The sequence below is a fragment of the Aquamicrobium sp. LC103 genome (assembly GCF_001014615.2).
Classification (GTDB): domain Bacteria; phylum Pseudomonadota; class Alphaproteobacteria; order Rhizobiales; family Rhizobiaceae; genus LBCQ02.
In genome coordinates, this window is the sequence record NZ_LBCQ02000005.1 from 103,606 (window position 1) to 127,116 (window position 23,511).

The window sequence follows — 23,511 nt, forward strand, 5'->3', positions numbered from 1 at the left end:
GCTCAGAGACGGCGCCGAGCTTGTAACAGAATCTCGTGATAGTCCGGTGCTATTCCTTAGTCGTTTCCACCACCTGCGAAGCGGCGGGGTCTGCGGCGTCATCCAGATTCCACATGATCCGGTGCGGAGATCGGGCAAGTTGCTCGAGTTCGTCAAACACCGACGCGGCCGGGAGCGTTTTTCCTTCGAGTTCAGGCGGGACTTTCCAGCCGGGATCGACGCCTTCCATGTTCGGAAGCTCGTGGGCGATGCCTTTGTGACAGTCGATACAGGTTGCCTGTCCCGATAGCAGGTATCGCGTGTGGATCGTCGCGGCGCGTTCTGTCTGCTTGGACAGATCCATCGCAACCGACGAGTGACAGTTTCGGCATTCCAGGCTGTCGTTCGCCTTGAGCCGCGCCCATTCATGCTGGGCAAGTTCGAGCCTGTGGTCGAGGAACTTGCGGCGTGTGTTGATGGTGCCGAAGATCTTGCCCCAGACCTCCTTCGACGCCTGCATTTTCCTGGCGATCTTGTCGGTCCATTCGTGCGGAACGTGGCAGTCGGGGCATGATGCCCTTACGCCTGAACGGTTCGAGAAGTGGATCGTGCGGGTAAGTTCCTCATAGACGTTCGTTTCCATCTCGTGGCACGAGATGCAGAACTGCTCGGTATTCGTCAGTTCCAGGGCCGTGTTGAACGCGCCCCAGAACATCACGCCGCCGATGAAACCGCCCAGCGTAAGGAAACCCAGGCTCAGCGTCGCGGCCGGCGTCGCCAGTATGCGCCAGGCCCATAAGGTGGCGGCCTTGAGCTGCAGCCACATCCTACTGGTCTCCCGCGTGGCCAACTCCGAGCTTGCTCATATCTGTGAACGTATTGCCTACGAGGGGCCCGGTGTCGGCCTGCGGGACATGGCAGGCCGTACAGAAATAGCGCCGCGGGGAAACGTCGGCGAGCATTTGGCCCTCGCGCGTGACGTAGTGCGTGACGCTGATCATCGGCGCGCCGGACCCTTGCGTGAACTCGCGCTTGTGGCAGGAAAGGCAACGATTTGTGTTGACCGAAAGCTGGTAGCCTTCGATCGAATGCGGAATGACGGGTGGTTGGTCGGGATAGGCGCGCATCTGCCGGATGTCGTCGACCGTCCACTTCGGTGTCGGAACAGCCGGCAGTTCCTCCATGGGCTTTGCGGCACCGGTAAGCGGAGGGACTGTCTCGGCCGACATCTGCGCCAGCGCGGCGGTGCCGGCCGCAAATAGCGCCCCGGCGGCAAGCGCTACGCGCGCTCGGCGCGTCAGACCGGGATGACCTTGACCGCGCATTTCTTGAAATCCGTCTGCTTGGAGATTGGATCGGTGGCGTCGAGGGTGACCTTGTTGATGAGCTTGCTTGCGTCGAACCAGGGCACGAACACCACGCCGCGCGGCATGCGATTGCGTCCGCGCGTTTCGACCCGGACCCTGATCTCGCCGCGCCGCGAGACGACCCTGACCTCGGCTCCCTGGTTGATCCCGCGCCGCCGCGCATCGTCGGCGTTCATGAAACACACGGCCCCGGGGAAGGCCTTGTAGAGTTCGGGCACGCGCATGGTCATCGAGCCCGAGTGCCAGTGTTCGAGCACACGCCCGGTCACCAGCCAGATGTCGTATTCGTCATTGGGGGATTCCGCGGGAGGCTCGTAAGGCACCGCCAGAATGACTGCCTTGCCGTCAGGCCTGCCGTAGAATTTCACATTCTCGCCGGCCTTCACATAGGGATCGAGTCCCTCGCGGTAACGCCACTTCGTTTCCTTGCCGTCCACGACGGGCCAGCGGAGCCCCCGTACCTGGTGATAGACGTCGTAGGGTGCGAGGTCGTGGCCGTGGCCACGGCCGAATTCCGCGTATTCCTCGAATAGACCCTTTTGTAGGTAGAAGCCGAACTCGCGCGATTCCCGGTTTTCATACTCGCCGTCGAGGTCGGCGAGCGGGAAGCGGTCGACCTTGCCGTTTCTGAAAAGAACGTCGAACAGGGTCTTGCCCTTATATCCGGGATTTGCGTCCAGGATCTCGGTTGGCCAGACGTCCTCGGTTGCGAAGCGTTTGGAGAATTCGACAAGTTGCCAGAGGTCGGATCGCGCCTCGCCTGGTGCGTTCACCAATTGATGCCAAACGTGGGTACGACGCTCTGCGTTACCGTAGGCACCCTCCTTCTCCACCCACATGGCGGCAGGTAGGATCACGTCCGCCGAGAGCGCTGTGACGGTCGGATAGGCGTCGGAGACCACGATGAAATTGTCCGGATTGCGGTAGCCTGGGTAGGTCTCGTTGCTGTTGTTGGGTGCGGCTTGGACGTTGTTGTTGACCTGCACCCAATAGAAATTGAGCATGCTGTCCTTCAGCATCCGGTCCTGCTGGACGGCATGGAAGCCAGGCTTGTCCGGCAGCAGCCCTTGCGGTAGGCGCCAGATTTCCTCGGCGTGGTGGCGATGCTCGGGGTTGGTGACCACCATATCTGCCGGCAGCCGGTGCGCGAAGGTGCCAACTTCTCGCGCCGTGCCGCAGGCGGACGGTTGCCCTGTCAGTGAAAAGGGGCTGTTGCCCGGTTCCGAGATTTTTCCGGTCAGCAGGTGGAGGTTATAGACCATTTGGTTGGCCCACACGCCGCGGACATGCTGGTTGAAGCCCATGGTCCAGAGCGACATCACCTTGATGTCGGGGTTCGCGTACAGCTCGGCGAGTTCCTCCAGGAACTCCGGTTCGACCCCAGACAGTTCGGACACCATCTTGAGCGTGTAGTCCGACACCATCGTCTTGAACGCTTCGAAGTCGATTGGCTCGGTTTTCCCGGGATCGGCCGCGCCTTTCGCCGCCATCTCGACCGGATTGTCGGGCCTAAGTCCGTATCCGATGTCCGTCGCGCCACTCATGAAGACGGCATGGTCGCGCACGAAGGCTTCGTTGACCCGTCCGGTCTGGATGATGTGATTGGCGATGTAGTTCAGTATCGCCAGGTCGGTACCCGGCTTGAAGACGATCGGGATGTCGGCGAGATCCATCGAGCGGTGCGTGAAGGTGGACAGCACGGCGCAGCGCACATGTGGATGTCCGAGCCTGCGGTCAGCGACGCGCGTCCAGAGAACGGGGTGCATCTCGGCCATGTTCGAGCCCCATAGCACGAAGGCGTCGGCATGCTCGAAATCGTCGTAGCAGCCCATCGGCTCGTCCATGCCGAAGGTGCGCATGAAGGCGAAGGCCGCCGAGGCCATGCAGTGGCGGGCATTGGGGTCGAGATTGTTCGATCGCAAGCCGGCCCGCATCAGCTTGGTCGCGGCGTAGCCCTCGAAGATCGTCCATTGGCCGGAGCCGAACATGCCGACGGCCTCGGGGCCTTTCTCGCGCAGCACGGCCTTGCACTTCTCCGCCATCAGGTCGAACGCCTCGTCCCAGGAGGCGGGTTCGAACTCGCCATCCTTGTCGTAGACGCCGTCGCGCTTGCGTATGAGCGGCGTGGTCAGTCGGTCCGCGCCGTACATGATCTTGGAGAGGAAATAGCCCTTGACGCAGTTGAGGCCGCGGTTGACTTCCGCCTGCATGTCACCATGCGTGGCGACGACGTGGCCGTCCTTCACCCCGACCATCACACCACATCCCGTGCCGCAAAAGCGGCAGGGTGCCTTGGACCACTTGATCTCCAGGGCCTCTACGCCGCCCGGGACCGGCTGCGCTGCCGCGGGAAGCGCTATTCCCGCCGAAGCTGCAGCGAGTGAGGCCGCATGCGCCTTCAGGAGGTCGCGACGGTTGATGGATGCCGTCATGTATTTGCATCCTCCCATTGCTCGACGTGTTCGAAGACCATGTTGGCGGAGATGACGCCGTCCATCATCGAGATGTTGTTCAGCGTTTCTCCGAGCATGCCGCTGGTCGGCCCCTCGATCGTCACGACGATGCGGCTGGTCTCGCTGGCATGGACCTCAACGCCCGGTATCGAGGCGAGTTGTCTGCCGATCTCTTCCCTTCGCGCGGGAAGGGCGATGATCACGGCGCTCGATATGTGATGTTGGGAGAGAAGCCCGCCCGTCAGGAGCGACCTGCGGGTGATGCCGGGGCTGTTGCTCATCGCCTCACCCTCCCGGCGGGCCGGGCGGCCCGAATACGATCTGATACATCCAGACGATGAAGCCGTAGCCGCCGACGACACCAACAGCCACGACAGGCCAGATGCCGAATGCGAGAACGAGAAAGGCCAGCAACTCCCTTCGCCTCGCTCTGGCGGGCGAAGGACCGAGGTCCGATATCGTCTGCCTGTCGTCCTGGGTCATGATCTCCTCATGTGCCTTGGACCGGTCGTGCGCCGCAAAGCGTCAAGCCGTTGAAGAAGTTATCGCAATAAGTAGTATTTTCAATGTTTTTTTCGCTCGAGGTCATGACCTTGACTACGAAGGGTTGGTTGTTCTCGTGGCGCGTGATTACCCTTCAGGCGGGCGGGCCGGCAGCCCATACCATCCAGGGTCTCTGGACACAGGCCCGCGAAAGGTTGCCGGTCACGACGCTGATCCTGAACAACCAATCATACGCAATCCTGCTCGGCGACTATGCCAAGGTCGGCGCCAAGCCAAGCAAAATGGCGAGTGGCATGATGAGCCTCGACCGACCCGAAATCGACGGGTGTTTCATAGCCAAAGGGTTCGAAGTGGAGGCGCAGGCCGTCACCACATTGAGGAACTTCGCGACACGCTGGCAACGGCGCTGCCCGCTTACGGCCCCATGCTGATCGATGTGCAGTTCGCGGAATGATATGGCTACCGTGCCGTGTGGCCGAGTGTCGATGGCGGCGGTTTGCCTGCTTTCAAGCGACTGCTTCGTTATTTGTCCGTTTCGTGGCGCAAAGCCTCGACGGCTGCACCCACGGCACTTGCCGTGCCTTCGATGAAGCGCGCTACGATAGCAAGCTCCTCGTCCGTGAACTTCTCATGCATCGCGGTCAGCCGTTCCATCAGATGGCGATAGTGGGGACCGATCATCTGCAACGCCTTCGGCAGCATACGGATCAGGACCACGCGCCGGTCTGGCCCACTTCGGTCCCGCAATACGAACCCTGACCTCTCCAATCGATCGACGATGGTCGTTATCGTCGCGGTACTGAGACCCGCGTGCGCCGCGAGTTGGCCCGCCGGCAAGGGGCCGTAGATCTGTAAGAGGTCGAGACATTCCAGATCGACCGGGTTGATCCCAACCTTTGCAGCGATTGCTGCCCCATGCACGGTCGAATGGGCGCCCTGCAGGCGCTGAGCGCGCTGAAGGGCATCGAGAATCTCCGCGCGCGATTGCGCCTTTGCACTCAATTGCTTTGCGATATTGATATCTCGAATTTCGTAATATATATATTCCGAATAAATTTCGTCGATTCCGGACGGCTGGTCAAGTGGTCATCCGGCAGGAAACCAGAGAGGCGTGTCCATGCAAAAACCAGCCACCATAATCCTTTGGCTGTTTGTTATTTTCCTTGGAATCAGTGTCGGCGCCGGGCTCTACGAAGCCCGGATCATGGTGCCGATCTGGCGGGATACCCCGCCCGAAACCTGGCTCAACACAGGAATCGCGTTCTGGGCCTTCGTCACCACTGGCCCATTGACGCTTCTGGTGCTCGCCGGCCTTTACTTCTCATGGCGTTCGGTGGGACCGGTACGGCCGTGGTGGCTTGCAGCGCTGGTGGTCTCGGTCATGGAGCGCATCGCGACATTCGCATACTTCATACCGACCATGGTCTGGCTCCAGGGGCAGACCGGCGACGCAGGGGCAGTGGTTGCTTCAACCCTCGAGACATGGACGCTCCTCAACCACGGGCGTCATGTCCTGTCGATTCTGGCGTGGCTGCTGGCGCTCAAGGCTCTGTCTCTGATCGGTCCGGCTCACACGAAACCTCTTCAGGCGTAGCGCCCAAGTGTAAGGGGTCCAGGGTGTGCTCCTTAGGGTGTACCAAACGCATTCCCACCATAGCGACCATGATGCGTAGCAGATGGTGGGTTGACACGAAAATCGGATTGAGCTGCATCGCCATCGCTATCAATGACATTTCTATTATCCCGCCGGGCGCGTATGCGAGGAATATGGCGTATGCGTTGATGCCGCTCAGTCTCGCCAGGGTCCACGCGAAAAGCGCGCCGAGCGCGTAGGTGGCGACTGAACTGACCATGGTGAGCCGTATGGCAAGCATCAGCTTGCTGGAAGATATGCCTTCGAACCGTGCACCGAGGCTCGCGCCTATAACGATCTGAGCCGCGACAATCACCCAAACGGAGATCGTGGCGGAAGACAGGCCGCTAGCGTGGCAGACCGCGCTGACAAGCAATGGACCGAAAAAACTCGCCGCTGGTAGGCGCGCGAACCGGCCTGTGATGACGCCGGCCAGTGTTATGGCGACGCCTTCGATCACGTTGCGCCACCATACAAGATCGCTGGCCGAATCGGACCCAGCCACAACGCTGGCCGTATCCAGCCCTGAAACGAGGGCAAGGCCGAACGGCACCAGCACGACGCATGCGATCATTCGCAGCACATGCAGCATGGTCATCATTTGCACGTCGCCGCCGGCAGCCTGGCCGAGTTCGATCGACTCCACCAGACCGCCGGGTACGGCGGAGTACCAGGCGGTTGGCCTGGAAACATGAGGCGAGAGCAGAAACAGCCGGTACACCAAATGATGCAACACCGGCAGAAATATCAACAGCGCGAGGATCGTGATCCACCAGCGCGGCATCTCCGCGACGATGGCCGGCGTGAAGCCGGCGCCGATCCCGGTTCCTATGAGCGGAATGGCTATTGCGCGCGCGAGCGGGGGGAGATCCGGGCTGTCGGGGCCGATCCTGATGCCGAGCGCTGCGACCAGGCCGACTGCGACGACCGATCCTAGCAGCCAAGCGAGCGGCAGGTTCAACCACGCGGCAAAAGCGCCTCCCGTAATGGCCAGTGTGATGGTCGCAAGCACAGTGCGGGGATGAGTGTGACCCCAGAGAAGCCGAAACCGGGTCATCTCGACAGCGCGCCGAAACAGAAGATGGAGGGGGGCGAGGTGCCGACAGATACATACTGAATACTCAAATATTCTTTTTTTCTGGCTGAGGCGAAGTCCGTGGGAGCTGCGGGATGCGGTCCGGTTTTGATCAAGAAGCTGAAAAACGCAGTCACGATCGGGCGGCCTCTTTCCGCATTGTATAGGCTTGTCTTTTGCGAGCGCCCGGGACGAATTCTGGCGCCTGAGAACCACCATCAAGCTGATTGACAAGGGAAATTACACGCAATACTGGTTGTGTCAAACGACGTGTCTCTCAATTTTGGTGGGCGCGATCGATCGCGGACGGAGGTCCTGCGCATGCGTTTTTGTCTGTTTGGAATCCGGGGCAGGGTGAGGTTTGAGCGTCGCGTGTGTGCGAATGCGTGGGTCTTGTGGTAATGGATGTAGAAACATACTAAGTATTTGAATTTATGATGACGAGTTTTCTGATTCCGTCGAGAAGGAGATCGGATGCGGTCTAGTGGGGAAGTGAGACCCTGGTCGCATCTGCTGCCCCGGGGCGTGCGCGCCGACTACAATCCGCCCGTCGGTACGTTGAATGAATTGCTGCGGTGCAGCTGGGCCAATCATCCGTCGCGACTCGCGATCGATTATTACGGCGAGCAGTGGACCTATGCCGATTTGTATGCGCGTATCGCCGAAACTGCGGTTGCGCTGCGCGCCCGCGGAATTGGGCGCGGCGATGTCATCGCGCTCTATCTGCCGAACACGAACTGGCAGCCTGTATGGTTCCTGGCGGTGCTGGCGGCAGGGGCGACGGTGGTCAACCTCTCGCCTCTCGATGCGCCTCGTGAATTGGCGCACAAGATAGCCGATAGTGGCGCGCGTTGGGTCGTCACGGCGAATGGCGATGGCTACCTGTCTCGTATCTCGGCGTTACAGCAGCGGTTCTCCGGCCTTGTTTCCGTGACGTGCGACGATGCAGTGACCACTCCGGCTGCGAAATTGCCGGATCAAACCCTGCGGTATGCCGATCTGATCGCCGAGCATAAGGGCGCTGCACTGCCAGACGTGGCGGTCGCTCCCGAAGATGTAGCGCTTCTTCAATATACGGGGGGTACAACAGGAGAGCCCAAGGCCGCGATCCTCAGCCAACGCAATATTGCGGCAGCGGTGCAGAGCTACAGCGAACTGTTTCGCAGCGAGCCGCAGTTCGGTCCGGATCAACGGGTGCTTGTCTATACGCCGCTCTTTCACATTTTCGGGCTAACCACGAGTCTGCTACGTCGTTTGTCCGAAGGCGCCAGCATCTATCTGCGTCAACGTTTCGATGCTTCTGAGGCGTTGGATCTGATCCATGAGAAACGCATCACCGCGTTTGGTGGCGTGCCGACCATGTGGATCAATCTGCTGCAACAGCCCGGCCTCGAAGACAAGGACCTATCCTCCATCAACTACGCGATATCGGGAGGAGCGCCCCTGCCGGTGGCCGTGGCGGGCCGCGTCAAGGAATTGATGGGCGTCAACATTCGCGGGGGGGGGGGCATGACCGAAACATCGCCGGTAGGCATCAACATTCCGCCGATGCTGCCGCCGGGAAAGGATGGCACCGTCGGCATACCGGTCCCGGGCATCGACGTCCAGATTGTTGCAGTTGACGATCCGCGCCGGCTGCTGAGGCCCGGCGAACACGGCGAGCTTCGTGTGCGCGGTCCAAGCGTGACGCGTGGTTATTGGAAACGCCCCGAAGAAACGCGCGCGGCCTTTATCGATGGCTGGCTAATGACGGGTGATATCGGCTACATGGACGAAGACGGCTACTTCTACATCGTCGATCGCAAGAAGGACATGATCGTCTCGTCCGGGTTCAACGTCTATCCGGTCGCGATCGAGAAGGCGGTGCATGAGCATTCCGCTGTGGCCGATGTCGCCGTGATCGGCATTCCTGATTCATATCGAGGCGAGGCCGCCAAGGCGTTCGTCGTATTGCGTGAAGGCGCAGCCGAGTTCTCGCTGGAAGAGTTGCGCGAATTCCTGGCCGAGCGTCTGGGACGTCACGAGATGCCGCAACAACTCGAGTTTCGTTCCACCCTACCGCGAACGGCCGTGGGCAAGACATCGCGGCTGGAACTGCGCGCGCAGGAACAAGAGCGCCGCGCTACAATTTCGAACTGACGGAGAGCCAGTTGGATCTGAGTTTTACTAGAGAGGAAGAAGCCTTTCGCCAGAACGTGCGCTGCTTCATCCAGGATAATCTACCTGAGGCGACCCGTCGACACATGGAGAGCTTCCGATCGCCGACCCGCGACATGATCGTCGCATGGTCGCGCATTCTGCATGCCCGCGGCTGGGGCGCGCCACGCTGGCCAGCGGAGTATGGCGGACCCGGCTGGGGCCCGATCCAGCAATACATCTTCATCGAGGAATGCCAGGCTGCGCCGGCGCCGGATCTTCTCAGCTTCGGGGTCAATATGGTCGGGCCAGTAATCTACACGTTCGGCAGCGCTGAGCAGAAGGCCAGATATCTGCCGCGTATTTCGTCGATGGAGGACTGGTGGTGCCAGGGCTTTTCCGAACCGGGCGCAGGGTCCGATCTCGCCTCATTGAAAACGCGTGCCGTTCGTAACGACGACGGCTGGGTGATCGACGGACAAAAGACCTGGACCACCTACGGTCAGTACGCCAACATGATCTTCGTCCTTGCCCGCACAAAACCCGCTGCGAAGAAGCAGGAAGGCATCTCGTTTTTCCTCATAGATATGAAGACGCCGGGTATTACTTTGCGGCCGATCCAGACCATCGATGGCGGCTGCGAGGTCAACGAGGTGTTCTTCGACAACGTGCGCATCCCGGGCGATGCATTGGTCGGGCAGGAGGGCAAGGGTTGGGATTACGCCAAGTTCCTGCTGGGCAATGAGCGTGTCGGTATCGCCCGCATCGGCATCTCCAAGGGCCGCATGCGTCTGATCCGCGATGCTGCCTCCACCTGCATTCGCGATGGCCGTCCCCTGATCGAGCATGCGCGTTTCCTCGACAGATTCATCGGCCTTGAGGTGGAACTGAAGGCGCTGGAACTGACGGCCCTGCGGCTTCTGGCGGCGGAGGCGAGCCGCGGTAACAGCGGGACGCCTGATCCCGCATCTTCGGTGCTCAAGATCAAGGGGGCTGAAATTCAGCAGCGCACCTCCGAGTTGATGCTGGATATCGCCGGTACGGCCGCCTTGCCCTGGCCGCAGGGGGACGAGGCCATACGGGCGTTGGCGCCGGGCCCGTCCTGGGCGGACGCCGCTCCCTCACTCTATTTCAATCTCCGCAAGGTCTCCATCTATGGGGGCGCGACGGAGGTGCAAAAGAACATCATCGCCAAGTTGATCCTGGGATTGTGAGCTGACCATGAATTTCGATCTAAGCGACGAACAGCGGATGCTCGACGATTCCCTGGCGCGGTTGCTGGCCGACCACGCCGATTTTGAGACACGGCGACGCTTGTCGTCTCGCGCTCCGGGCTGGAGCCCGGAGCTTTGGGCAGAATTCGCCCGGCTTGGGCTTCTGGCGCTTCCGTTCGACGAAAAACAGGGTGGAATAGGCGGCGGCCCGGTGGATACGATGCTGGTCATGCGGCAGCTCGGCAGGGCGCTATCGGCTGAGCCTTTCCTCGAAACATGCGTGCTGGCGCCAGTACTGCTCTCCGAAGACGGCGGCGGCGTTGTCACGGCTTTGCGCGGGGACATCATGGAGGGTCGGGCGATCTGCACCGTCGCTGCGCGGCAGGAATCGGCAGACTTGGTGCAGGCGGCATCGACCGGCGGCGAATGGCGACTTACGGGAAACGCGTCGCTGGTACCCTGGGGCGGTGAGGCGGACTGGTTGATCCTGCCGGCTGAGACCGGAAAAGGCTTGGCGCTTTTTCTCATTGAAGGAGAGCGAGCGGGTGTAACCCGTCGGGGCTATCCAACCCAGGACGGACGACGGAGCGCCAAGATCACGTTCAAGGATGCGGTGGCACAAAGGCTGGCGGCAAGCGATGCCGGCGGATTGCTCGATCGGGCTCGCGCAACGGCGCTAGCCGCTATTTGTGCGGAGGCGGTGGGCGCGATGGAAAGCTGCCTGGAGCAGACCGTGGAATATTTGCGCACTCGCCAGCAATTTGGAACGGTCATTGGCAAGTTTCAGGCTCTGCAACATCAGGCGGCCGATATGGTCATCGCGCTGGAGCAAGCGCGGTCGATGGCGTTTTTCGCAGCGATGAACTGTGAGCAAGCCGATGCCGCTCTGCGCGAACGAGCCCTGTCTGCAGCCAAGGTACAAATCAATCGATCAGCACGAAGCATCGGGCAAGCGGCGATTCAGCTTCATGGCGGGATTGGCATGACCATGGAACTGGCGATCGGCCACTACTTCAAACGATTGACGATGATTGAGTTGTCTTTCGGAGATCTCGATCATCACCTGGACCGCCTTGCGGCCGCTGGCGGACTGGCCGCCTGACAGACCGTTTCCGCGTCGGGTCGATGGGAAGCGACGGACGGGGGTTGCAGCTAGCTTGCTTCGCCTAAAAGTGCAATCGCGTTGGTTGCTGTGTGCTTATCGTAGAAGCTACGGTATGTTTATTCGCGCGACGGTTGGTGGATCGAGCTGCGGGCGAGCGATGCACGGTATTAGCTTGAGTAAAAGGAATTCTCATGAATTCATCGCTGAGGTATTCGAAAAAGCGAGCGGGAGAAATATTTTTTTGAAGATTGGGTATAGCAATTCCGGTGCGATTGCGTAAACGTGTCTCGCACCCGTTTGAAGAATGGGAAGTCTGGGAGGACTATCTGATGTCAACGCGTCCCGCAGTTGAGGCGAGCGTTCGCCTGCTTGCCGTCAATCATTTCTTGCAGCGATTTTGCGCAGGCTTGCTTGCGTGCGCAGTGCTTGCCGCGGTGCCGTCAATCGCAGCCGCGGGAGGTTCTCTGTCCGTGGGCCTGGAATCGGAGCTGCGCGGGTTCGACACCGTGCATGGTGGTTCGCTCGATCCGGCAGGCGAGATCACCATGCGTGCGATCCAGGAACCGCTGTTGCGCTACAATTACGAGAAGGGCGAGCCCGAGCCGCTGCTGGCGGTCAGCTGGGAGATAAGCGACGACCAGACTGTCTGGACGTTCAAACTGCGCAAGGACGTGAAGTTCCACGACGGGTCGGATTTTACAGCCACGGACGTCGCGCATCATTTCAACCGTGCGTTGGACCCTGCGCAGAAGGCTGCCGCGCGCGCCACGATTTCGGTGATCAGCAGGGTTGTTGAAGTCGACCCCCACACCGTCGAATTCCACCTGAAGCATCCTTGGCCCTCGCTCCCGCTGGTTCTTGCCAACACTGGAATGAGTGGTCCGATTCCTTCGCACAAGGCCGTGGACAGCGGTGAGCAGAATCGAAATCCGGTTGGCACCGGACCGTTCCGCATGGCGCGGTGGTCCTCTGGCGACCGCATTGTGGCGGAGCGGTTCGCCGATTATTGGGCGGCGGACGAGATCAGCCTCGACGAAGTGGTGTTTCGTTTCCTTCCCGACACTCAGACCCGTTTCGCTTCGCTGAAATCGGGCGAGATTGACGTGATATGGACCGATCGCGGCCAGACGATCCATGAGGCGGAAAAAGATCCGAAGTTGAACGCCTACGTCGTCGATGGCGCGGGAGCTGAAACCATCGTGCTGAATGCACGAAAGGCGCCGTTGGACGACAAGCGCGTTCGCGCTGCTGTCGCCCATGCGTGGAATCAGGTTGCACTGGTCCAGGTGTCTTGGCAAAACACCCGCCCTGTCGTCAGCCATCCCCTGGGCCAAAGCGTCGATTGTGGTCCGGACAATTACCGGCAATTCGATCCGGCAAAAGCCAAGGCGCTGATGGCCGAATACGGGCAGCAGATTTCACTGACCTTCGTTCACACCGCCACCGCACGCGGTCGCGAACTGGGCGAGCTCATGCAGCAGATGCTCAAGCAGGTCGGCATTCGGGTTGTGCTGGAGCCGGTAGATCAGTCCACCCTGATGCGGCGCTACTACACCCATGACTATGACATCGTGGGCTGGCGGTTCCCGGATTCGGCGGACATGGCGCCGCAGCTGTTCTCGGCGGTGCATTCGAGCTCGGAAACCAACCAGAGCGGGGTCTCGACGGCGGAGATGGATGATGTCGCGGAAAAGATGCGTCTGGCCGCCACGCGGGAGGAGAGCGTGAAGTATCAATGCGAGGTCATCAGCCATATGAACGAGGAAGTCGCGGTCATCTATCGTGGCGGCGGGCGCTATCATGTGTTCACGAACCAGCGGGTTCAGAACCTGCCGAAGCCGTGGCGAGGCATCATTGACGTGACCCGCGTCAGCCTCGGCGATTGATTTCCGGATAGCAGCGAGAAGGGGAAACGATGCGGTACCTTCTGGGCAGGGTTCAGCGCCTGCTGATCGTTCTGCTGGTCGTTACGTTCTCCACCTTCCTGCTGGTGAGCGTGCTGCCGGGCGACGTGGCCTATCAAATCGGCGGCATGGATGCCTCCGAGGCCGAAATCGCTGAGATACGTGAGGAACTTGGGCTCAATCAGCCGGTCGTGTTGCGCTATCTGGAGTGGCTGACGCGGCTTGCGCAGGGTGACTGGGGGCGGTCGCTGCTGACGGGTGAATCCGTCTGGAGCATGATCATCGAACGCGTGCCGATCTCGTTAGAGTTGATGCTTCTGGCGCAGGTCATGGCCCTGGCAATCGCTGTTCCGGCCGGCATTCTCAGTGCTTGGCGCCCGAATGGCTGGGCCGACAGGTTCATCACGTCCCTGGGGTTCGCATGCGTCTCGATGCCCGGCTTCATGACGGCCATTCTGTTGATCTACTTCTTCTCGCTCCATCTCGGATGGCTGCCGGCGACGGGGTACGAGCCGCTCAGTGCGGGCCTTTGGGCGAACCTGAAGCCGATGATCCTGCCCGCGCTGAGCCTGGCGCTCGTGGAGTGGACCGTACTCATGCGCACTCTGCGGGCTGAAATGATAACGACGCTGCAGGAAAACTACATCTCGCTGGCCCGCGCCAAGGGCATGAGCACCACCCGCGTGCTCCTCGCGCACGCCCTGCGGCCGTCCAGCTTTTCCCTGGTCACCATTCTTGGGTTGCAGGTGGCGCGTCTTCTCGGCGGTGCGATCATTCTCGAGCAGATCTACGGTATTCCGGGAATCGGGCGGCTGCTGATCCATGCCGTCTATACGCGCGACCTGATCGTGATACAGGGCTGCGTGACCTTCTTCGCCCTGACATATGTGATCGTCAATTTCCTCGTCGATCTCGCTTATGCCTGGCTTGATCCACGCGTGAGGGAGGCTCGGGCTCATGGTTGACCTTGCCTCGCTGCGTCCTGTCGAAGGCCGTGCCAGCGCGGCTCCATCCGACCGCCATGCCCGCGCCATCGCCGAGCATCGTCGCTCCCGAGGGCTTGGTGTCGTTTTCTGGCTGTCGGCCAGCTGGCTCACGCTGGTGATCGTCGTTGCCGCTTTTGCGCCTCTGCTGGGGCTGGTCGCTCCTGACGAATCTGACTGGATGGCGCTCAAGGCGCCAATCGGGTCGGAGAACCATATTCTGGGAACCGATCCCTTGGGGCGCGATGTCCTCAGCCGCGTGATATATGGTGCGCGCGTATCGCTTACCGTGGGCTTCACTGCACCCGCCATCGGCGTCGGGATCGGCCTCGTGCTAGGACTGGCCGCTGGCTACTATCGCGGCTGGGTCGACGAGATCATAGGAATCGCCATCGACAGTTGGTTGGCCATTCCGGGTCTGGTGATCCTGCTGCTCTTTTCGGTGCTCTACGGCGGCAGCCTCTTCATGGTCTGCCTGTCTCTCGGCCTGCTGTTCATTCCGTCGGCTGCGCGCATCACGCGTGCTGCAACCTTGACCTGTACGGGGCGCGAATATGTGATTGCGGCCCGGGCGCTCGGTGCGTCGGATCTCCGCATCATCACGCGGGAGGTGTTTCCCAATATCATCTGGCCGCTGCTCGCCTTCGTGATGATCGACATACCGATCGCGATCGTCGTTGAAGGGTCACTGAGTTTTCTAGGCCTTTCGGTACAGGCACCGACCCCGAGTTGGGGCGGAATGATTTCTGAAGGGCGCGAGTATCTCGAAGCCTCTCCACATCTCAGCCTCGTCCCGACCGCTGTGATGTTTCTGACCGTGCTCAGTTTCAACCTTGCCGGCGATGCCATGCGCAAGCGCGTTTCCGGCGGACGCAGCGGAGCAATATGATGCATGATCGTCCCCCGGTGCTCGAGGTACTGGACCTACGCACCGCGTTCCCAACGGCGCGCGGCATGCTGCAAGCAGTTGATGGCGTGTCCTTCCGCCTGGAGCAAGGGCGGACTTTGGCAATCGTCGGTGAATCCGGCAGCGGTAAGTCGGTGCTGTCTCGCTCGATTCTGGGTCTGTTGCCGAGAAACGCGGAGACCGGGCCCGAAGGCCGGGTCGTTCTCAACGGCAACGACCTGACACGGCTCCCCGAACGCTCGATGCGCAAGCTGCGAGGCCGGCAGGCAGCCATCGTGTTTCAGGACCCGATGACTTCGCTCAACCCGACCATGACCATCGGGTCACAGATTGTCGAGGTATTGATCTTCCACATGGGCATGACCAAGGCGACCGCGCGCTGCAGGGCGATCGAGCTTTTGGCCACCGTCGGTATGCCGCAGCCCGCTACTCGGGTAGATCAGTATCCGCACCAGCTTTCCGGCGGCATGCGGCAGCGGGTTGCTATCGCCATTGCCATTGCCTGCGAACCGTCCCTGCTGATTGCCGACGAACCCACCACGGCTCTCGATGTCACGGTTCAGGCGGAGATTCTCGACCTGTTGCAGCGCCAGGTGCGCGAACGGCAGATGTCGATGATCCTGATCACCCACGACATGGGTATCGTCGCGGCTCGCGCCGATGAAGTCGCGGTGATGTATGCGGGGCGCATCGTCGAACGCGCTCCGGTGCGCGATCTGTTCCACCAGACGCGCATGCCCTATACCTCGGCACTGCTTGCCTCGATTCCGCAGATCGACGGTGGGCGCCGAGGACGACTCGAAGCAATCGGGGGGCGACCGCCGGATCTCGTCGATCCTCCTTCCGGGTGCAGCTTTCGTCCACGATGCCGGTTCGCTTCGGACAAATGTGACATGACCGCTCCACCGTTGGCAGGCACCGGCCAACACCATTTTGCCTGTTGGCATCCTCTCTGACTACGGAAGCCGCGATGAACGCACCCGCGCGAACAGGTGAGCCCTTTCTGACGGTAGACAAGCTGCGCGTTACATATGTGCTCGATCGCGGCCGCACGATACAGGCCGTTTCGGATCTGAGCTTCGCTTTGAACCAGGGCGAAACGCTTGGCCTAGTCGGAGAATCCGGTTGCGGTAAATCGTCGGCAGCGCGCGCGATTATGCAGCTTCCTCGCCCCAGCGACGGGCAGGTGACGCTGGGCAATACCGACCTGACAAGTTTGCGCGGTCGCGCCTTGCAGCAGGCGAGGCGTCGATTTCAGATCGTGTTTCAGGACCCGATCGCGGCATTGAACCCGCGCCACACCATCCGTCAGATACTGGCCGCTCCGCTGGAAATCGCCGGCATTCGCGAAACTTGCGCCGACCGTGACGCTCGTCTGATTAGTATGCTCGAGCGCGTGGGGCTGAACGGTGCGCAGACGCTGGAGCGCAAGCCGCACGAGTTCTCCGGTGGTCAGTGTCAGCGCATCTCCATTGCCCGGGCCCTCATCTTGAACCCCGAGCTTCTAGTCTGCGACGAGGCCGTGTCGGCGCTGGACGTGTCGGTCCAGGCACAGATACTCAATCTCCTACAGGACATTCGCTGTGAATTCGGCCTTACCATGCTGTTCATCAGCCATGACCTGGCCGTCGTGCGGCACGTGTCGGATCGTGTCGTGGTGATGTATCTCGGAACGATGTGCGAGCTTGCAGACGCGGATGCGATATATGACCGACCGGCACATCCATATACGCGCGCGCTGATCAGCGCCGTGCCGCGGCCGGATCCCGATCTGGAACCCAATCCGGTTCAGATGGTGCCGGGTGAGTTGCCCTCGCCGATGAATCCGCCAACCGGCTGCCGGTTTCGCACCCGTTGTCCGAAGGCAACGGAGCGCTGCGCTGCCGAGGTGCCGACGATGCGCCCGGTTCGCCAGGGGCAGATGGTGGCATGCCACCATCCCCTCGTGGGCGCGTAGCGTCCCGTGTCATGCTGCGTGCGCTATGCACGCGCGGCGGTGCGAGCGATCGCGTCAGCGATCTCACCTTCGAGCGCGGTTGGAATATTGTGCCCCATGCCTTGGAACTCGATATATTCGGCATTGGGAATATTGGCCGCGGTATCGCGACCCGCTTCGGGCCGTATCAGCGGATCGGCGCCGCCATGAATCACTGTCGCGGGGAGGTTCAGGCCTTTCAGACGTTCGCGGCGGTCCCTTGCCGAGATGATCGCCGCGTAGTGGCGGACGAAACCCGCGGGGCGATAGGCTCGGTCCAGCGCAGCGGCGGCATTGGCGCGAAGCTTCTCACTGCATTCGGGATAGGTGGGGCTCCCCAGAACCTGTGCGGCGTCGACGGATGCCTGAAGATACGCTTCGCGATCGGCTTGCGGCGACATGCGGGGGCGAAACAAAACCGACTGAGCAGCGGGTGTGGCGGCAGGCAGTCCCGGGTTGCCGGTGGTTGACATGATGGAGACCAGCGAAGCCACTTTCCCGGGATGGTCGAGCGCCATCAACTGCGCGATCATCCCGCCCATCGAGCCCCCCACGACATGCGCGCGTTCGACGCCGAGTCCGCATAATAGCGCGGCAGTATCTGAAGCCATGTCCTCAAGGCGATATGGGGGGTGGAGTGGAAGGCCAGCAACTCGGTCCGAAATCATTGATTGAATATCTGGTATGCCTAGATGGTCGTGCCCATCGGAATATCCGACGTCGCGGTTGTCCAAGCGGATCACGCGGAATCCGCGATCGGCCAACGCGGCGACGAAACTCTCGCTCCACCAGATAAGCTGAGTGCCTATGCCGCTGATAAGGATGAGATCAGAGGATTTTTCTTCTCCTTCAATCTCATAGTGCAGCGAAAAATCTCCGATCTTCAATCTTGGCACGCTCGTTCTCCTCTGCTTGTTAATTCCGCTCATGGGGCGGCTGCCTTTGCGAAGGAAACAAAAAACCGCCGGCTGTTCAAACATAATTTGAATTATCGGTATGTTTTTGATACGGAGGTTCGCAAGGCAGGATGGGAGTAGGATTTATGTCGACGCCGCAGTTTGACGTGCTGGTCATTGGAGCTGGGCTTTCGGGGATCGGTGTCGCACGCTACCTGAAGGTGCGTTGCCAAAGCAGGACCTTCGCCATTCTGGAAAGCAAGCCGCGTATCGGTGGCACCTGGGACTTGTTCCGCTATCCGGGCATTCGTTCGGACAGCGACATGCACACGATGGGTTACGCGTTCAAACCATGGACTGAGGCGAAGGCTATCGCCGACGGTGACGCGATCCTTCGCTACATTCGCGAAACCGCCGAGGAAAACGATCTCCTGAGACACATCCGTTTCGATCATGCGGTGCGGACGGCGTCATATTCTTCAGCCGACCAGTGCTGGACGCTGGAAGTCGAACACGAGGGCAGGGTTCAGCACCTCACCAGCCGCTTCGTGTTTTCCTGCGCAGGCTACTATCGGCATCATGAGGGCTATTTGCCAGAATGGCCGGGCTATTCCGACTACCGCGGTATCCTCGTTCATCCCCAGTTCTGGCCGGAAGACCTTGATTACGAGGGCAAGACGATTGCGGTCATCGGCTCGGGTGCGACAGCAGTAACCTTGACGCCGACGTTGGCGGGGAAGGCCGCGCATGTCTACCAGATCCAGCGGTCGCCAACCTATGTGGTGTCGCGTCCCGGCGAGGACCGGTTCGCCAACGGATTGCGTCGGTGGCTGCCTGAAAAGCTGGCTTACGCGATTACCCGGTGGCGCACGATCATAGGCGGTGCCCGGCGGCGCAAGCGGATGGCCAGAAACCTGGAAGGCACGCGCAAAATGCTGATTGGCGCAGTGGCTCATGCGTTGCCGAAGGACTACGATTGGAAAACCCATTTCGTGCCAAGCTATATGCCAGGCCAGCAGCGTATCTGTGCCGTTCCGGACGGCGATATGTTCAAGGCGCTCTCGGATGGCAAGGCGTCTATGGTGACCGGACATATCCGCCGCTTCACCTCCTCGGGGCTAGAGATGGAAGACGGAAGCCAGATAGAGGCCGATATCGTCATCACTGCGACCGGGTTGGTGATGGAATCGCTCGGCGGCATGAATGTCTATGTCGACGGCCTGCCCGTCGATCGGTCGAAGCTGCTGATCTACAAGGGGTTCATGTATTCGAACCTGCCGAACCTCGTCTATTTCACGGGCTATACGAACGCATCATGGACGTTGAAGGTCGATCTGGTTGCCGATTTTGCGTGCCGGCTGCTGAATTTCATGCAGCGGAAGGGCTATCGCCAGGTCGTGCCGCCCGCGACGGAAGTCGATCTGAAGAACGTCAACAGTGCGCTGAAATTCATATCCGGCTATGTAGTGCGTGCCGCGCCGAGGCTGCCGAAGCACGGCAAGGCGTTCCCATGGGTTCATGAGCAGGACTATTTCTGGGATCGCAAGACGCTGAAGCGTGGCAAGGTCGATGACGGCACGCTCAGGTTCAGCCGTGGAGAGCGGGTTATTCTACCGCCTGGCCAGATCGCCGGCGACGCCATGCTCGACGCTGCCGAGTGACCTTGGAAGCGGCCTCAGCCCTGTCTGTCATCAAACAGACCGAATGCCAGAGTGGAGGCATAAATCTCCATCGCGCGCTCGGTCGACGGCATGGCATGGGCCCACTGGTGGAAGTCGTAGGCGGAGTTGACCAGCGCCAGAAGGCAATGGCTGGCTATGTCGGGGTTGACTGGGCGCAGCGAGCCGTCGGCGACGCCCTGCCAGAGCATCACGGCAAAGCTGTTTGCCATCCGTGTCGCGTCGGTGATGGCATCGGCGCGCATCTCCGGGGGCAAGGCCTGCATCGCCGTAGTCCGCAGCAACGGAAAGCGCGCGTCGAACTGAATCGCAAGCAGATCGGACACTGCCTGGTTCAGCCGGTCGCGCCATGTACCGGGCAACGTTGCCGCGTGATCCTGGGCGGCCGAGACGCGCTCGTAGCTGCGAGTAAAGCATTTCAGGACCAGATCGTCCTTGCTGTCGAGATGGTGGTAGAAACTGCCCTTGGAAAGGTTCAACTGTGCGGCGATTTCGTCTACCGAGGCGCCACGGTAGCCGCGCGCGTTGAGAAGCAGCGTCGCTGCTCTGAGATAAGCGGAGTGACTGTCTTCCTCGCCCTGCATCGGCAGATCGACGGTTGGCTTCCAGGCAGTTCCTGCCGGGCTGAAGCCGTTCGTCATCAGGTCCATCAGGCTCGCATGGATATGATCGAAGTCGTGCAGCGAATAGGTTGGCAGCCAGGCGCGCATCCAGTGAATCACGTCCAGCAGGACCTGGGCGGCGGCCATGCGCCTGAGGAAGAGCTGGCGGTCGTCGAGTGGTCCGAAGTAGCCGGCCACTCTGCGGGTGATGTCGGAATACCAGCGGATAAGCCGTTCGCGGGCGGGTTCCTCGAGCGCGCGCAGATCGCCCAACACCGCTACGGTGGGTCGCTCGCCGCGCCGGATTGCTGCGCTGTGGTCCAGCCGCATCCGCAGAAGCCTGCTCACACGCGAAACCGAGTCGGGCTCCTGTTCGGCCTCGCGGGTCATTTCATCGAAAATGCTGATGGTTTCTTCGATAGCTGCCGCTGCCAGCAGCTCCTTTTTGCGAAAGTAGTAGGTGATCGAGGTGGTGTTCATACCGATCGCCTCGGCGACCTCGACGAAGGTCAGGCCCCGCACGCCGTTGCGATTTATCAGTATGGCGGCGGCGTCAAGAATGACCTGGCGGCGCTTCTCGAATTTGTCGGAGGTCCGGCGAGGGCTGGCAGGCTTGATCACGGCAGGTTCCGTTCTTTGGCTTCGGTATGCTCTGCACCTGCCGCAAGGCCAAGCAGATAAAGCGTCAATCAGGAATAGTTTCGGTTTGGGTATGTAGCAAGGGAGGACATGATGGAAACTCTGGATGGAATGATGGCGGGAAAGGTCGCGGTGGTGACCGGCGCCGCTTCGGGCATTGGTCGCGCCACGGCTCTGCGGCTTGCGAAGGCAGGCGCGGCTGTCGTTGCCTGCGATCGGGATGAGAAAGTGGCGACGGTTATCGATACGATCACGGCGGCTGGCGGCCAAGCCGCGGCGATCGCCATGGATGCGGGCGCGGAGGCCGATGTCGTGGCGGCCGTGGCCCTGGCGTGTGAGCGCTTTGGTGGGCTGGACGGCTATTTTGCCAATGCGGGCATCACCGGTGGTCCGGCGATCGGCTACTTCGACAGTACACCGGAGGTCTGGGCGGAGGTGCTGCGGGTCAATCTCATCGGACCGTTCCTGGCGGTGAAACACGCGGCACCCGAGATCATACGCCGCGGTGGTGGTTCCATTCTGGTCACGGCATCCGTCGCCGGCATGCGGGCCGGCGCGGGCCCGGCGCCCTATTCGGCGTCAAAAGCCGGAGTGATAAATCTGGTCCAGACCGCAGCTCAGGCGCTGGCTGCGACCGGCGTGCGGGTCAATGCTTTGTGCCCCGGGCTGATCGAGACCGGTATGACACGACGCATCTACGAGCAGGCGCGCGCGGCGGGTCTAGAAGGCCAGTTGGGGATCCGCAATCCGCTGCGTCGCGGCGGTGAGCCCGACGAGGTGGCCAGGGTCGCACTGTTCCTGTTTTCCGATCTTGCCAGCTATGTGAACGGGCAGGCGCTCCCGGTCGATGGCGGCCTGTCTTCATCCCATCCATACAGCGACCGCTCGAATGAGGCGCGCACGGCGCTCGCGGCTGCGGCACGCCAACCGTAAGCGATCGTGGGTAATCGGGCGCGTCCCGTCAGGACGAAGCTTGCAGCGCAAGATTAGCCTCAACCGAGTGCACGGAAATCCAGTTGTGGAGATGCCTTGCTCAATGAGCCGACTGGCGGTCACCATGCTTGTCGTGCTGGCCGAAATGCTGGAGCGCGTCAGTCGCGGTCAGGTGGACGTGTGACGGCAGCTTTGATGTGGAGGGCTAAGGTTCTCACGAAAGGTGAAATTTACATTGAACGTGTTCTTTACTTGCGCTGCCCAAGGCGTCTGCTACGCATCTGCATAGGGGGTTGAATAAACAAAGCAAGGATGCCTTCTCGATGCCGGATACACCAAATGAAAGTATTCACCGCCGCGATTTCATGATCGCATCCGTTGCTTCCGTTGGCGCGTCGGCTGCCTTCGTGGCCAGTGCCGCCCATGCTCAGCAATCTGCTGCCCCAGCTCCAGGTTCGGCCGCCGCAGCGACGCAGGGAACCGTCTACACAGGTGATGTGGTTCAGGCAAAGAAGGTCATCAGCGCCCTCGACGTCGATGATCTGGAGCCCGGCAAGAAGCACGCCTTCTATTTTCAAGGCGTGCAGATGCCGACCGGTCAGCATTGGTACGTGTCGGTCATGGTTGCAAAGGGTGCAAGGCCGGGCAAACGGGTGGCGCTGGTAAGCGGTGTGCACGGCGACGAGATCAGCCCCGTGCACACGATTCAAACGGTCATCAACTTGCTCGACCCGGCCGAAATGTCGGGCACGGTACTCGCGGTCTTCGACCTGTCGCGTCCGGCCATGGAAGGCATGGCACGCAGGTGGCCGAATTCCGGACGCGGTGTCGACCTGATCGATATCAATCGGGTGTTCCCAGGCAATGAGAACGGCGCAGACGCGCCCACACGTCATGCCGGTCTGGTATTCGACAGACTGTTCAAGGGGAATGTGGACTACGCGATCGATTTCCACACGGCGGCGACCGGCATGGATATGACGGCGTTCCATCTTGCACGAATGGACCTTCCCGAGGTCCGGGCAATGGCGGAACTGTTTCCGATCGACCAAATCTTCGACAATCCTGCCTATCCCGGCCTTCCGGCAAATGCGTTCATCGATGCGGGTATTCCCGCATTCACGCCCGAGATCGGCCGCCCTCGTATCCTCGATCTCGATATGATCCCTTCATTCGTCGAAGGCACGATGAACGTGCTCAAGCATCACGGGGTCATCCCGGGACCTGTCGGCCGCACCGGCAAAGATACCGACATCTTCATCGCCGACAGCATGTTTCCCGTCATTGCGACCCATGGCGGGTTCGTCGAACTGCTGGTGAAGTTGAACGACAAGGTCGAAGCCGGTCAGAAGGTCGCTATCCAGCGAGACACATTTGGGGAAGTGGTCGCGGAATACACCAGCGGCGTGGCCGGCGAAGTCGCGGCTCGCCACACGGACGCGACATGCGAGCCCGGAACCGGAATCATTTTCATCATCTTCGACGGAGCAACCGCCACGGGTGGGGAGGTCTTGCCCGAGTAAGGGC

Annotated in this window: 22 protein-coding genes; 13 read left to right on the forward strand and 9 right to left on the reverse strand. The window is 60.8% G+C overall.

Features of this window, described 5'->3' with window-relative positions:
- Nucleotides 1-49 precede the first annotated feature (49 nt).
- From XW59_RS11145 to napE, 5 genes are all read right to left on the reverse strand, one after another.
- Complete coding sequence (locus tag XW59_RS11145; RefSeq protein WP_047145218.1) at nt 50-805, reverse strand: cytochrome c3 family protein; 756 nt, start codon at nt 803-805, stop codon at nt 50-52.
- 1 nt (nt 806) lies between these two features.
- Nucleotides 807-1,208 carry a nitrate reductase cytochrome c-type subunit gene (locus XW59_RS11150; protein WP_246666076.1) on the reverse strand — a complete coding sequence of 134 codons (402 nt, stop codon included), beginning with the start codon at nt 1,206-1,208 and terminating at the stop codon, nt 807-809.
- A gap of 68 nt (nt 1,209-1,276) precedes the next feature.
- Nucleotides 1,277-3,778: a periplasmic nitrate reductase subunit alpha gene (gene napA, locus XW59_RS11155; RefSeq protein WP_137327013.1), complete on the reverse strand. Its 2,502-nt coding sequence runs from the start codon at nt 3,776-3,778 to the stop codon at nt 1,277-1,279.
- Nucleotides 3,775-4,080, reverse strand: coding sequence for a chaperone NapD (locus XW59_RS11160; protein ID WP_047145215.1), 306 nt, complete (start codon nt 4,078-4,080; stop codon nt 3,775-3,777). Before XW59_RS11160 ends, napA begins: the two co-directional genes overlap by 4 nt.
- 4 nt (nt 4,081-4,084) lie before the next feature.
- Complete coding sequence (gene napE / locus XW59_RS11165) at nt 4,085-4,282, reverse strand: periplasmic nitrate reductase, NapE protein (RefSeq protein WP_047145214.1); 198 nt, start codon at nt 4,280-4,282, stop codon at nt 4,085-4,087.
- A gap of 83 nt (nt 4,283-4,365) precedes the next feature.
- Between napE and XW59_RS11170 the strand changes: the two genes are divergently transcribed.
- Nucleotides 4,366-4,734, forward strand: coding sequence for a thiamine pyrophosphate-dependent enzyme (locus tag XW59_RS11170; RefSeq protein ID WP_047145213.1), 369 nt, complete (start codon nt 4,366-4,368; stop codon nt 4,732-4,734).
- Nucleotides 4,735-4,825: 91 nt separating this feature from the next.
- Here the strand turns inward: XW59_RS11170 and XW59_RS11175 are convergent, their stop codons facing one another.
- Entirely contained in the window at nt 4,826-5,305 is a 480-nt protein-coding gene (locus XW59_RS11175) for a MarR family transcriptional regulator (RefSeq protein ID WP_052958119.1), read from the reverse strand.
- A 115-nt stretch (nt 5,306-5,420) separates the two neighbouring features.
- On the opposite strand from XW59_RS11175, the gene XW59_RS11180 reads away from it, so the two are divergent.
- Entirely contained in the window at nt 5,421-5,897 is a 477-nt protein-coding gene (locus XW59_RS11180; RefSeq protein ID WP_047145211.1) for a DUF1772 domain-containing protein, read from the forward strand.
- On the opposite strand, the gene XW59_RS11185 is transcribed toward XW59_RS11180, so the two are convergent.
- Nucleotides 5,845-6,897 (reverse strand): AbrB family transcriptional regulator, encoded by a 1,053-nt coding sequence (locus XW59_RS11185; protein ID WP_206077701.1) that lies wholly within the window; start codon nt 6,895-6,897, stop codon nt 5,845-5,847. The two genes, XW59_RS11180 and XW59_RS11185, sit on opposite strands and share 53 nt — an antisense overlap.
- A gap of 639 nt (nt 6,898-7,536) precedes the next feature.
- Between XW59_RS11185 and XW59_RS11190 the strand changes: the two genes are divergently transcribed.
- The 8 genes from XW59_RS11190 to XW59_RS11225 all read left to right on the forward strand — a co-directional run bounded on the left by XW59_RS11190 (nt 7,537) and on the right by XW59_RS11225 (nt 17,217).
- Nucleotides 7,537-9,150, forward strand: a complete 1,614-nt coding sequence (locus tag XW59_RS11190; RefSeq protein ID WP_170990127.1) for an AMP-binding protein — start codon at nt 7,537-7,539, stop codon at nt 9,148-9,150.
- Between the two features lie 11 nt (nt 9,151-9,161).
- Nucleotides 9,162-10,361: an acyl-CoA dehydrogenase family protein gene (locus XW59_RS11195; protein WP_047145208.1), complete on the forward strand. Its 1,200-nt coding sequence runs from the start codon at nt 9,162-9,164 to the stop codon at nt 10,359-10,361.
- Nucleotides 10,362-10,368: 7 nt separating this feature from the next.
- Nucleotides 10,369-11,463 (forward strand): acyl-CoA dehydrogenase family protein, encoded by a 1,095-nt coding sequence (locus tag XW59_RS11200; RefSeq protein WP_047145207.1) that lies wholly within the window; start codon nt 10,369-10,371, stop codon nt 11,461-11,463.
- Nucleotides 11,464-11,795: 332 nt separating this feature from the next.
- A complete protein-coding gene (locus XW59_RS11205; protein WP_082137545.1) occupies nt 11,796-13,352 on the forward strand; it encodes an ABC transporter substrate-binding protein in 1,557 nt (518 codons plus the stop codon).
- A 29-nt stretch (nt 13,353-13,381) separates the two neighbouring features.
- Nucleotides 13,382-14,335, forward strand: a complete 954-nt coding sequence (locus XW59_RS11210; RefSeq protein WP_047145205.1) for an ABC transporter permease — start codon at nt 13,382-13,384, stop codon at nt 14,333-14,335.
- Nucleotides 14,328-15,242, forward strand: coding sequence for an ABC transporter permease (locus XW59_RS11215; RefSeq protein WP_082137544.1), 915 nt, complete (start codon nt 14,328-14,330; stop codon nt 15,240-15,242). The genes XW59_RS11210 and XW59_RS11215 overlap by 8 nt, the downstream gene beginning before the upstream one ends.
- Nucleotides 15,242-16,216 carry an ABC transporter ATP-binding protein gene (locus XW59_RS11220; RefSeq protein ID WP_047145327.1) on the forward strand — a complete coding sequence of 325 codons (975 nt, stop codon included), beginning with the start codon at nt 15,242-15,244 and terminating at the stop codon, nt 16,214-16,216. Before XW59_RS11215 ends, XW59_RS11220 begins: the two co-directional genes overlap by 1 nt.
- A gap of 14 nt (nt 16,217-16,230) precedes the next feature.
- The gene (locus tag XW59_RS11225) at nt 16,231-17,217 is read left to right on the forward strand and encodes an oligopeptide/dipeptide ABC transporter ATP-binding protein (RefSeq protein ID WP_047145204.1); all 987 of its coding nucleotides are present in this window, start codon (nt 16,231-16,233) and stop codon (nt 17,215-17,217) included.
- 23 nt (nt 17,218-17,240) lie between these two features.
- On the opposite strand, the gene XW59_RS11230 is transcribed toward XW59_RS11225, so the two are convergent.
- Nucleotides 17,241-18,131 (reverse strand): alpha/beta hydrolase, encoded by an 891-nt coding sequence (locus tag XW59_RS11230; RefSeq protein ID WP_052958129.1) that lies wholly within the window; start codon nt 18,129-18,131, stop codon nt 17,241-17,243.
- Between the two features lie 146 nt (nt 18,132-18,277).
- Here XW59_RS11230 and XW59_RS11235 point away from each other — a divergent pair, with 146 nt between their 5' ends.
- The gene (locus XW59_RS11235; RefSeq protein WP_047145203.1) at nt 18,278-19,792 is read left to right on the forward strand and encodes an NAD(P)/FAD-dependent oxidoreductase; all 1,515 of its coding nucleotides are present in this window, start codon (nt 18,278-18,280) and stop codon (nt 19,790-19,792) included.
- 14 nt (nt 19,793-19,806) lie between these two features.
- On the opposite strand, the gene XW59_RS11240 is transcribed toward XW59_RS11235, so the two are convergent.
- Entirely contained in the window at nt 19,807-21,033 is a 1,227-nt protein-coding gene (locus XW59_RS11240) for a TetR/AcrR family transcriptional regulator (protein WP_047145202.1), read from the reverse strand.
- Nucleotides 21,034-21,144: 111 nt separating this feature from the next.
- On the opposite strand from XW59_RS11240, the gene XW59_RS11245 reads away from it, so the two are divergent.
- Together XW59_RS11245 and XW59_RS11250 are read left to right on the forward strand one after the other, a co-directional pair.
- Nucleotides 21,145-21,984 (forward strand): SDR family NAD(P)-dependent oxidoreductase, encoded by an 840-nt coding sequence (locus tag XW59_RS11245; protein ID WP_047145325.1) that lies wholly within the window; start codon nt 21,145-21,147, stop codon nt 21,982-21,984.
- Between the two features lie 323 nt (nt 21,985-22,307).
- Entirely contained in the window at nt 22,308-23,507 is a 1,200-nt protein-coding gene (locus XW59_RS11250) for a succinylglutamate desuccinylase/aspartoacylase family protein (RefSeq protein WP_047145201.1), read from the forward strand.
- Nucleotides 23,508-23,511: the final 4 nt, after the last annotated feature.

Excerpts from the sequence above, each read along its gene's own strand:
- napE (WP_047145214.1), bottom strand. The coding sequence starts at position 4,282 with ATGACCCAGGACGACAGGCAGACGATATCGGACCTCGGTCCTTCGCCC.
- napA (WP_137327013.1), bottom strand. The coding sequence starts at position 3,778 with ATGACGGCATCCATCAACCGTCGCGACCTCCTGAAGGCGCATGCGGCC.
- XW59_RS11160 (WP_047145215.1), bottom strand. The coding sequence starts at position 4,080 with ATGAGCAACAGCCCCGGCATCACCCGCAGGTCGCTCCTGACGGGCGGG.
- XW59_RS11200 (WP_047145207.1), top strand. The coding sequence starts at position 10,369 with ATGAATTTCGATCTAAGCGACGAACAGCGGATGCTCGACGATTCCCTG.
- XW59_RS11245 (WP_047145325.1), top strand. The coding sequence starts at position 21,145 with ATGGAAACTCTGGATGGAATGATGGCGGGAAAGGTCGCGGTGGTGACC.
- XW59_RS11225 (WP_047145204.1), top strand. The coding sequence starts at position 16,231 with ATGAACGCACCCGCGCGAACAGGTGAGCCCTTTCTGACGGTAGACAAG.
- XW59_RS11170 (WP_047145213.1), top strand. The coding sequence starts at position 4,366 with ATGTTTTTTTCGCTCGAGGTCATGACCTTGACTACGAAGGGTTGGTTG.
- XW59_RS11215 (WP_082137544.1), top strand. The coding sequence starts at position 14,328 with ATGGTTGACCTTGCCTCGCTGCGTCCTGTCGAAGGCCGTGCCAGCGCG.
- XW59_RS11180 (WP_047145211.1), top strand. The coding sequence starts at position 5,421 with ATGCAAAAACCAGCCACCATAATCCTTTGGCTGTTTGTTATTTTCCTT.
- XW59_RS11220 (WP_047145327.1), top strand. The coding sequence starts at position 15,242 with ATGCATGATCGTCCCCCGGTGCTCGAGGTACTGGACCTACGCACCGCG.
- XW59_RS11250 (WP_047145201.1), top strand. The coding sequence starts at position 22,308 with ATGCCGGATACACCAAATGAAAGTATTCACCGCCGCGATTTCATGATC.
- XW59_RS11150 (WP_246666076.1), bottom strand. The coding sequence starts at position 1,208 with ATGTCGGCCGAGACAGTCCCTCCGCTTACCGGTGCCGCAAAGCCCATG.
- XW59_RS11205 (WP_082137545.1), top strand. The coding sequence starts at position 11,796 with ATGTCAACGCGTCCCGCAGTTGAGGCGAGCGTTCGCCTGCTTGCCGTC.
- XW59_RS11145 (WP_047145218.1), bottom strand. The coding sequence starts at position 805 with ATGTGGCTGCAGCTCAAGGCCGCCACCTTATGGGCCTGGCGCATACTG.
- XW59_RS11235 (WP_047145203.1), top strand. The coding sequence starts at position 18,278 with ATGTCGACGCCGCAGTTTGACGTGCTGGTCATTGGAGCTGGGCTTTCG.
- XW59_RS11210 (WP_047145205.1), top strand. The coding sequence starts at position 13,382 with ATGCGGTACCTTCTGGGCAGGGTTCAGCGCCTGCTGATCGTTCTGCTG.